Raw genomic sequence first — 9,824 nt, 5'->3', positions numbered from 1 at the left:
CGGGCGGGCGACGCGCTGCGCCGGGCGGCGGGCCGGGGGGCGGGCCGTCAGCTCCCCGTCCTCACCGCCTGGGCCGCGTTGCTCGGCGGCGACGAGCAACACGCCGCGAACACCCTCGCCGAGATCGACATCGCCACGCTCGAACCGCGCGATCAGCTGCTCGCCCACGCGCTCGCCGTTGGGCTGGCCCGGCGCGGGGGCGACCACGCGGCGCTTTCGCGCGCATGGCAGTCCGCCAGCCCGCTGTTCGACGAGCTGGAAGCCGACCTGCTGAGTCTGCTGCCGATCGGCGAGCTCTGGCTGGCCGGCATCCGGTTGCGCGATGTGCGCCGGATCGAACCGCTGATCGACGCGGCACGCGGACTCCTACGCAAATTGGGCCGCGCGCCGGCTTGGACCAACCTGTTCCACTGGTACGGCGTCCAAGCCGCGCTCGCCGACGAATCACCGAGCGATCTGCTCCCCCACGCCCACGCGCTCAAGACCGCCGCGGCGGCAGGCGACCAGCAGGCCGCCGCGCTGGCCGACGCGGGCCGCACGTGGGTACTCGTGCTGCGCGGCCAGGTCGCCGCCGCCGAGGTGCAGGCCGCGGTGTCGGCACTGGCCGAGTTCGGCCTCACCTGGGACGCCGCCCGCCTGGCCAGTGAGGCCGCGCTGGCCGTCGGAGACTCCGCCACCGCGACCACGCTGCTCAAATTGGCCCGCTCGGTTCGCGCCCGGGCCCAGCCGGTGGAACAGCCCCTACCCGCGGTCCAGCCCCTGCCCCACGGTGCCGACGGGCCCGCCCCGCGGCCCCCTGCCACGGCGGCGCTCAGCGATCGCGAACGCGAGGTTGCCGAACTGGTGCTGCTCGGTCTGACCTATCGGGAGATCGGCGCACGGCTGTACATTTCCGCCAAAACCGTGGAGCATCACGTCGCGCGAATCCGACGCCGGATAGGCGCGCGCTCACGATCGGAATTATTGTCAATGCTCCGCGCCATGGGACACGGTTCACTGCTGGTGTAACTCGACGCGGACGACGTCGACGCCCGAAGCGAGGTAAACCGGATGGCCACTGGGGTCGGCCTGCGCATCGCCGATGACGAGTGCATCGCCGCGGTGGTCACCGAGGACGGCACGGTGCGAATCGTCGAACGCGACGCGCTGCTGCACATGTCCGACGAGGGCGATGCCGCGCTCGGCGGACCGGCTCCCACCGGGCACGCGCACTCGATCTCCGGTTTCGTCCGCGCGATCGGCGATCCGGCGGGTATCGATGTCGACGGTGGCGAGGCCTACCGCGCCGAGGACCTGCTGGCGACGGCGATGTTCTGCCTCATCGATCTCACCACCGAGCACCTCAGCGGCCCCGCCGAGTTCTACGCGACGCATCCGGCGCAGTGGACCCCCGAGGTGGTGCGCGGCGTGCGTGAGGCGCTGGACTATCTGGGCCTGAAGTCGGTGGCGCTGCTGGGCGAGGACGAACTGCCCCCGCCCGCCGAGGGCGTCGATCCCGGCCGCTCGTTCGCCACCGCCGCCGCCGAGGCCGCGCTGGTCGCGGTGCTGGCGACCCCGGCGGGCGCGACGCCGCCCGATCCGATCGTCACCGAGAACTCCCTCGTCGTCACCGACGTGATGCCCGCGCTGGCCCGGCCGGCGGCGACCGCGCAGGCCTACTCGGCGGCGATGCCGGTGACGGCGCAGCCGACGAAGGCGCTGGCCACCCCGACCTCGGCCATGCCGGTCGTGGTGGTGGAGCCGCGGGAACCCCGGCGCAGCCGCACGCCCCTGCTGATCGCGGTCGCCGCGCTGATCGGCTTGCTGCTCGGCGGCGTCGCGGTGTCGGTGGTGCTGCGCGGTAGCGAGACGACCGCGCCGCCGCCGATCTCCGACGCGAGCCCGGAATCGCTGACGGTGACGCCGACGCCCCAGCTGCCACCGCCACCGCCACCGGTCGTCGAGTCGACCACGCGGGCACCGGTCGTCACCACGACGCCCGAACCCGAGCCGGAGCCCTCGACCAGCACCGAAGCGCCGCCGACGACCACACCGGAGCCGACGCCGTCGCCCACCTCGACCCCGCCCGGCCGCAGCACGACGCGCCCGCTGCTGCCGTTCCAGACGTACCCGCCGGGGTATCTGCCCTCGCCCATGCGGATTCCCGGCTACAACTGATCCGGTGCGGGGGTACGGTAACCGCGCCCTTCGCGCGCCCGTGCCCTAGAGTGATGCGCTGATCGACATCACAGCCGCCGGCGGTGTTCTCGATCACTCGTGCCGACGAAGGGATTTCATGCGCAAGTTGGTGGCGCGTCGCGCCGCAGTCAAGGCAGCCTCCGCCGGTTTCGCCGCGACTGTTCTCCTGGCACCTCTGTTCGGCCCCGGCATCGCGACCGCGGAACCATCAGCGCCCCTTCAGCTTTCGGCCGACGCCTTACCCGCCGAGCTGGTGACCGCCCTCTCGCGCGACCTCGGGATGACCCCGACCGAATACCTCGACCGTGCCGCCCGCGCCCAGCAGCTGCGTGACTACGCCAGCGATTTCCGCGCCGAGAACCCCGACACCTTCGCCGGTGCCTGGATGACGCCGGAAGGCAAGGCCGTCATCGCCGTCACCAACGCCGAGGCGGGCAAGATCGCCGCGGCCGACGGCTACCAGACCCACCTCGCCCCGATCTCGGCCGGCGGCCTGGAGGGCGCGCTGGTGCAACTGGCCCAGTGGATCGCGAGCCTGCCGCGCGAGATCTCCGCACCGATCAGCTCCATCGCCATCGACGCGCTCAACAGCCAGCTGGTACTCAACATCGCCAACACCGGCCCCGGCCACCTGCTGAACCTGCCGACCCTGATCGCCACCATCAAGGTGGTGCTCTCCCCCGGCGGCGGCGGTCCGGTCGAGTACAAGCCGATGGGCGGCGACACCTACATCACCGCGACCAAGGACCTGCACGACACGACGCTGCGCGGCGTCGACGTGTGCTCGTTCGGTTTCAACAGCACCGACGCCGCGGGCAACGCGCTCAACATCTCGGCGGGCCACTGCAACCCGAACGTCGACAACGGCGGCACCGCGCCGGTCTACGTGCCGAACGTGCGCGACATCCCGAACAGTCCCGAGGTCGGCGCGTTCGCCAAGGCCGTGCTCGGCGGACCCGCCGCGCTGGACTACTCGGTGATCAAGCTGAACGAGCGCGCGATCAACGCGGGCATGGACCAGCCGCGGGTGCGCGGCGCGAACGGGACGTCGCTGACCATCACCGGCACCGCCGAACCGGTCACCGGCGCCCCGGTCTGCAAGACCGGCCAGTCCTCGACCTTCACCTGTGGTTTCGTCTCGGCGGACCATGTGGAGACCCAGCTGTTCACCGCCGAGGGCGTCAGCAAGACCATCCGCGGCTTCGCCAGCAGCGCCTGCACCCTGGGCGGCGACAGCGGCGGCGCGATCGTCACCGGCACCCTGGCACTGGGCATCACCAGCGGCTCCAACGCCGCCGAGGCGCCCAACTGCACCGAGGCCAACACCCAGCTGGCCCCGTACGGCGGCACCGCCTCGCTCGGCGTGCCGATCCGGCCGATCCTGACCGATATCGAAGCCACCTCGGGCGGGGGACTCGGTAGCGGGATCGCCGTGCGCACCAAGCCGAACGCGGGCTGACCTCACAACGAATCGCCGGACCGGACCGGGTGAGCGAAATCTCTTGCCCGGTCCGAGTAGGCATAACCCGCTCCAGCCCATATAGTTCGATCATGCTCCTGCCACGTATGGGTCGCACCCCGTCCGCGCGAAGCTCGAGAAGAGCTCGGAAGTCCGTGATCGCCGCTTCGGCGGCGATTCTGCTGTTCGGCCCCACGATGGCAGTCGCCGACGCGCAGCCCGCGCCGGCCGCCGACCTGCCCGCTCAGCTGATCGAGGCAGTCACGCGCGATCTGAAGATCTCCCCCGACGAGTACCTGCGCCGCGCCGATGTCGCGCAGCAGGTCGCCGCGTTCTCCACCACCGCGCAGCGCCAGTTCCCGCAGGCCTTCGCCGGCGCCTGGCTCAACGACGCCGGTAACGCCGTCGTCGCGCTCGCGTCCGGTCCCGGCGCCGATCAGGCCCGTGAGGCCGCCCAGTCGGCCGGTTTCGAGGTCCGCAACGTCGCCAAGAGCGAGTCCGCGCTGCGTGGCGAGAAGACCGCGTTCGAGAACTGGCTGGCCGCCGCGCCGCCGGAGGTCGCCAACCTGGTTCGTGGCGTCGTCATCGACACCGTGAACAACGCGATCGCGGTGCGCGTGGAGCAGGCCGGTCTGCCGCTGCCGAGCTTCATCGACCCGTCCCGCGTCGTCGTCACCGCGCCGCCGGTGGCCGGCGAGCGTGTCGACCTCTCGGCCACCCCGGTGGCCGGCGACGGCAACGGCGCGCTGGCCGGCGGCGACGCCTACGCCTCGGTGGTCGGCCGCAGCTCGCTGCGCTGCTCGCTGGGCTTCAACGGCACCGACCGCGCGGGCAACGTCATCAACATCTCGGCGGGCCACTGCAACCCCGACATCGGCTCGGCCGGTACCGGCAACGCCGCCGCCGTCTACGAGCTCAACGGTGACCGCGCGGGCGCCCAGCTGGGCACCTTCCAGAAGTCGGTGCTCGGCGAGCAGGACTACTCGATCATCCGGGTCAACGACAACGCTCGCGCCCGCTTCGAGAACAACCTGGTCCGCGTGCCGGGCAACGCCCCGATCGCGGTCGACGGCGTGGCCACCCCGGTGGTCGGCGCGCCGGTCTGCAAGTCGGGTGCGCGCACCGGCTTCAGCTGCGGCATCATCAACGGCGTCGACCAGACCGTGCAGGTCGGCGATCGTCAGCTCACCCAGAGTTTCTCGGCCAACATCTGCGCCCTGCCCGGTGACTCGGGTGGCGCGATCGTGACCGGCCGCCTGGCCCTGGGCATCTCCAGCGCGTCGTCGGTCGCCGACTACCCGATCTGCGAGATCCCGAACATCATCGGCGCGATCACCGGTGACGTCCCGCAGCTGTTCGCGCAGCCGCTGAGCGTCGTCCTGTCGGACAACCCGGGTCTGGCGGTCCGCACCAACTGATCGCGGTCCCACCGCAGGCACAGAGCAGCCAGAAAAGGCCGGTAGCAGTGCGCTACCGGCCTTTTCGGTGTCCAGGGCATGCTGGGGTCATGTGTCTGGTTCTGCTCGCTTGGCGAGCGCACCCCGAGTATCGGCTGATCGTAGCCGCCAACCGGGACGAGTTCTACACCCGTGCCACCGAGTCGCTGCGCTACTGGCCGGAGGAGCCGTCGCTGCTGGCCGGTCGCGACCTGGGCGCGATCGCGGTGGGCACCTGGCTCGGCCTGCGCACCGACGAGGCTCGCTTCGCGACGATCACCAATGTCCGCGATCCGCGCGACACGCCCGCCCACCCCCGCTCGCGCGGCGCCCTGCTGATGGACTACCTGCGCGGCGCGCACAGTCCACCCGAGTATCTGTCCGGGGTCGCGGACGCCGCGCCCGATACCTATGTCGGCTACAACCTGCTGACCAGCGATCTCCGCAGCCTGTGGTGGCAGTCGAATCGCAGCGGTGTCGGTCCCACCGAGCTGGCGCCGGGTCTGCACGGGCTGTCCAATGCCGCTCATGTGGCGACGGTGCCCGGATCTGTCCACAGTCGTCCCCAGGCCGACCCGACGGTCGTCGGCGTCGGCGCACCACCGCTGTGGCCGAAGGTCGGCAGCGGCCTACGCGGTCTGCGCGACATCGTCGCCACCGCACCGGATTCCGTCGACGACTACTTCGCCCTGCTCGCCGACCGCACCGAGGCACCCGATGATCGACTCCCGGACACCGGCGTCCCGTTGGCGCTGGAGCGCGCCGTCTCCGCCCGCTTCATCGCCCATGATCTGCACGGCACCCGGGCGAGCACGGTGCTGCTGATCCGGGAGGACGGTCGCTACACCATGGCCGAGCGCACCTTCGGCCGCCACGGCGTCGCCGGCGGTGCGGAATCGGTGTCCGGGGTACTGTTGCCGGATTGAGAAAACGCGGAAGGCCCCGCTCCGAATCGGAGCGGGGCCTTCGCGGTAACGCTGCTCGAGCGGTGCGGGATCAGTTACCCGGCGCCGGAGCCGAAGCCGCCTGGGTGGGCTTGTCGGCCCACACCGAGGTGTTCGGGGCCGCCTGCAGCACCTGCAGCAGCTCGAAACCGGCGACCGCCATGGTCGGGCCGCCGATGGCGATCATGCCGAGGATGCCGCCGATGGTGGCGCCCAGCGGCAGGCCGACGACGCAGCCGGCGAGCACGGCGATCAGGCCGAGGCCACAACCGACGATGGCGCCGATGGCGGTGCCGACGAAGGTACCGATCGCGGTGCCGATGCTGAACTTGCTGGAGAAGTCGTTGATCGCCTTCTGGTTCTCCTGGACCGAGGCGATCTCGGTGCCCTTGAGAACCGGCTGCGGGACGACGGTCTCCTGACCGATCTCGACACCGGCGGGCTTCTCCGGGGTCAGCGACAGGACCTTGCTGTCCTTGGCGACCTCGGTCTTCATCGGGATGTCGACGCCGTTGATCGCGTAATCGATCGGCAGCGAGATCACGACAGCCCCCCGACTGTCCTTGATCTCGGCGACCTTGGTCTTGGGAGCCTCCGGGGTCTCGCCCGCCTGCTCGACGATCGAGAAGGTGCCGTTCTGGAGGGTGGCGACGACGGTCTTGTCGACCAGCTTCACCGAGTACTTGATGTCCTGCGGGGCCTCTTCAGCATGCGAGGTGCCCATGGACACGGTCATAGCACCGATAACCAAGGCGGCTGCCGCAGTGGTCCTACGGAAGTTCATTCGGGTTCCAATCCATCAGGTGTGGTGCGGCGTGCGATCCGCGACACGCGAGACTCGTCAAGCAGAGACACACCGTGAGGTGTCCCTTACTTCTCCCCGAGCAGTGTGAAGACCGGCACAGCAGACAGAACAGCTGGAGCCTAATGGACTGAAACCCATGAGGCCAGAACGAATCTCACCGACCGGAGTAAGCCTGTCCTTAGCTCCGTCGCAGATCACGCACGGTTTACGGTGTTCACCAGCAGCCCTGGGAACCTTCCGGCAAACATTTATGTGATATTGCTCACAAGCAAAACCCAGGTCAAGCCGCAGTAAACAAGGTCAGAGCACAAATGCCGATCCTACGGTGGACACCGGTAGTTACTGGCCGGTAACTTAGCGCCGGTTACGATACGAGCCAACCGGGTGAGTTCGCCTCACCCAAGACCCTCGTGTTGCCTCTAAAGAAAGGTCGCGACATGAATGCCCTGACAATCACGTTGGGCACGATTGGAGCAGTGCTCAGCCTGTTCTGTTGGGCGTCGTTCCTCGGCGGCGCATGGAACATCGGCAAGGCCGTGACGATCGGGCAGTCCGCTCCGGACCGGTGGCGACCGTTCTTCCCGCGGTTCAAGACCATGCTCGTCGAGTTCATCGCGCACACCCGGATGAACAAGTTCCGCACCGTCGGCTGGGCCCACTGGCTCGTCATGATCGGCTTCCTGGCCGGTGCGCAGTTCTGGTTCATGGCCTATGGGCAGACCTTCGATCCCACCTGGTCGTGGCCGTTCATCGGCGAGACCTGGTGGTTCCATCTCGGCGACGAGATCCTCGGCGTCGGCACCGTCGTCGGCATCGCGACGCTGATGATCATCCGCCAGCTGAACCACCCGCGGTTGCCCGCGCGGCTCTCCCGCTTCAGCGGCTCGAAGTTCGGTCCGGCGTACTTCGTCGAGTGGGTCGTGCTCACCGAGGGCATCGGCATGGTGCTGGTGAAGGCCGGCGTGCTGTCGCTGACCGGCCACTCCACCTGGACCGACCCGATCACCGGCCAGATCGCCAAGATCATCCCGGCCAACGTCACACTGATCTCGATCTTCGCGTTCATCAAGCTGATGTCCGGCATGGTCTGGCTGTTCGTGGTCGGCCGCAACATCACCTGGGGTGTGGCCTGGCACCGCTTCTCGGCCTTCCTGAACATCTACTTCAAGCGTGAGGCCGACGGCAGCGTCGCCCTGGGCGCGGCCAAGCCGATGATGTCCAACGGCAAGGTCCTCGACATGGAGAACGTCGACCCCGATGTCGACAACCTCGGTGTCGGCCGCATGGAGGACTTCTCCTGGAAGGGCTGGCTGGACTTCACTACCTGCACCGAGTGCGGTCGCTGCCAGTCGCAGTGCCCGGCCTGGAACACCGGTAAGCCGCTCTCGCCCAAGCTGCTGATCATGTCGCTGCGCGACCACGGTTACGCCGCAGCCCCGTACCTGCTGGCCGGTGGCCGCAAGGATCCCGGCGGCGACGAGATCGGTCTGGTCGACGCCGACGGCAAGCCCGACGAGGCGAAGCTGGCCAAGATCTCCGAGGCCGCCCGCGCCGAGTCCGAGCGCCCGCTGATCGGCGGCGAGGACGTGCACGGCGTCATCGATCCCGAGGTGCTGTGGAGCTGCACCACCTGTGGTGCCTGCGTCGAGCAGTGCCCGGTGGACATCGAGCACGTCGACCACATCATCGACATGCGCCGCTACCAGGTGCTGATCGAGTCGGAGTTCCCGTCCGAGCTGGCCGGTCTGTTCAAGAACCTGGAGAACAAGGGCAACCCGTGGGGCCAGAACTCCAAGGACCGCCTCAACTGGATCAAGGAAGTCGACTTCGACATCCCGGTCTTCGGCCAGGACGCCGACAGCTTCGACGGCTACGAGTACCTGTTCTGGGTCGGCTGCGCCGGCGCCTACGAGGACCGCGCCAAGAAGACCACCAAGGCGGTCGCCGAGCTGCTCGCCACCGCGGGCACCAAGTTCATGGTGCTCGGCGCCGAGGAGACCTGCACCGGTGACTCGGCTCGTCGCGCGGGCAACGAGTTCCTCTTCCAGCAGCTGGCCATGCAGAACATCGAGGTCATCAACTCGGTGTTCGAGGGTGTCGAGCAGTCGAAGAAGAAGATCGTCGTCACCTGTGCGCACTGCTTCAACGCGCTCAACAACGAGTACCCGCAGGTCGGCGGCACCTACGAGGTCGTGCACCACACCCAGCTGCTGAACCGCCTGGTGCGGCAGAAGAAGCTGGTGCCGGTGGCCTCGGTGTCGCAGAACATCACCTACCACGACCCCTGCTACCTGGGTCGGCACAACAAGATCTACAACGCGCCGCGTGAGCTCATGGAGGCCTCGGGCTCGACCCTGGTCGAGATGCCGCGGCACGGCGAGCGGTCCATGTGCTGTGGTGCCGGTGGTGCGCGCATGTGGATGGAAGAGCAGCTCGGCAAGCGCATCAACGTCGACCGCGTGGACGAGGCACTGTCCACCAACCCGACCAAGATCGCGACCGGCTGCCCGTTCTGCCGCGTCATGCTCACCGACGGTGTCACCGCGCGTCAGGAGCAGGGTCAGGGCGAGGGCGTCGAGGTCGTCGACGTCGCGCAGCTGATGCTCGACTCGATCACCCGGGTCGACGCCGCCGAGCTGTCGGCGAACCTGCTCGTCGTCCAGGAGCCGAAGGCCGAGCCGGAGCCCGAGCCCGAACCGGAACCCGCGCCGGTCGCCGAGGTGGCCGAGCAGGCCGCCCCGAAGGCCGCGCCGACCGGCGGTGGTCTTGGCATGAAGGGCGCCGCGAAGGCGCCCGGTGGCGGTCTGGGCATGAAGGGCGCCGCCAAGGCACCGGGCGCCAAGGCTCCCGCTGCCGAAGCCGCTCCCGCCGAGGCCGCTCCGGCCAAGGGTCTGGGCATGAAGGGTGGCGCCAAGGCACCCGGCGGCGGACTCGGCATGAAGGGCGGCGCGAAGGCTCCGGGCGCGAAGGCAGCCGAAGCGGCGCCTGCCGCCGAGACCGCG

7 protein-coding genes are annotated in these 9,824 nt (G+C 69.2%); 6 read left to right on the top strand and 1 reads right to left on the bottom strand.

Going from position 1 to position 9,824, the window contains the following annotated elements:
• The 5 genes from V8688_RS29765 to V8688_RS29745 form a co-directional block, all read left to right on the top strand.
• Positions 1–1,008: LuxR C-terminal-related transcriptional regulator (locus V8688_RS29765; protein WP_342802180.1), on the top strand; the 1,008-nt coding region annotated here is incomplete at its 5' end.
• 42 nt (positions 1,009–1,050) lie between these two features.
• A complete protein-coding gene (locus V8688_RS29760; RefSeq protein ID WP_218716744.1) occupies positions 1,051–2,157 on the top strand; it encodes a hypothetical protein in 1,107 nt (368 codons plus the stop codon).
• 118 nt (positions 2,158–2,275) lie between these two features.
• Entirely contained in the window at positions 2,276–3,637 is a 1,362-nt protein-coding gene (locus tag V8688_RS29755) for a S1 family peptidase (protein WP_218716743.1), read from the top strand.
• Between the two features lie 107 nt (positions 3,638–3,744).
• Positions 3,745–5,055: a S1 family peptidase gene (locus V8688_RS29750; protein ID WP_218716752.1), complete on the top strand. Its 1,311-nt coding sequence runs from the start codon at positions 3,745–3,747 to the stop codon at positions 5,053–5,055.
• 89 nt (positions 5,056–5,144) lie between these two features.
• Positions 5,145–5,999 (top strand): NRDE family protein, encoded by an 855-nt coding sequence (locus V8688_RS29745; RefSeq protein ID WP_218716742.1) that lies wholly within the window; start codon positions 5,145–5,147, stop codon positions 5,997–5,999.
• Positions 6,000–6,069: 70 nt separating this feature from the next.
• On the opposite strand, the gene V8688_RS29740 is transcribed toward V8688_RS29745, so the two are convergent.
• Positions 6,070–6,741 (bottom strand): hypothetical protein, encoded by a 672-nt coding sequence (locus V8688_RS29740; protein WP_255587072.1) that lies wholly within the window; start codon positions 6,739–6,741, stop codon positions 6,070–6,072.
• A 518-nt stretch (positions 6,742–7,259) separates the two neighbouring features.
• On the opposite strand from V8688_RS29740, the gene V8688_RS29735 reads away from it, so the two are divergent.
• The coding region (locus V8688_RS29735) for a (Fe-S)-binding protein (protein WP_342802179.1) at positions 7,260–9,824 on the top strand (2,565 nt) is incomplete at its 3' end.

The organism is Nocardia sp. No.11 (assembly GCF_038752175.1).
Taxonomy (GTDB): domain Bacteria; phylum Actinomycetota; class Actinomycetes; order Mycobacteriales; family Mycobacteriaceae; genus Nocardia; species Nocardia canadensis.
The sequence above is the reverse complement of the archived record's forward strand: the minus strand, read 5'-3'. Positions and strand labels throughout refer to the sequence as shown.

Excerpts from the sequence above, each read along its gene's own strand:
- V8688_RS29760 (WP_218716744.1), top strand. The coding sequence starts at position 1,051 with ATGGCCACTGGGGTCGGCCTGCGCATCGCCGATGACGAGTGCATCGCC.
- V8688_RS29755 (WP_218716743.1), top strand. The coding sequence starts at position 2,276 with ATGCGCAAGTTGGTGGCGCGTCGCGCCGCAGTCAAGGCAGCCTCCGCC.
- V8688_RS29750 (WP_218716752.1), top strand. The coding sequence starts at position 3,745 with ATGGGTCGCACCCCGTCCGCGCGAAGCTCGAGAAGAGCTCGGAAGTCC.
- V8688_RS29745 (WP_218716742.1), top strand. The coding sequence starts at position 5,145 with ATGTGTCTGGTTCTGCTCGCTTGGCGAGCGCACCCCGAGTATCGGCTG.
- V8688_RS29740 (WP_255587072.1), bottom strand. The coding sequence starts at position 6,741 with ATGGGCACCTCGCATGCTGAAGAGGCCCCGCAGGACATCAAGTACTCG.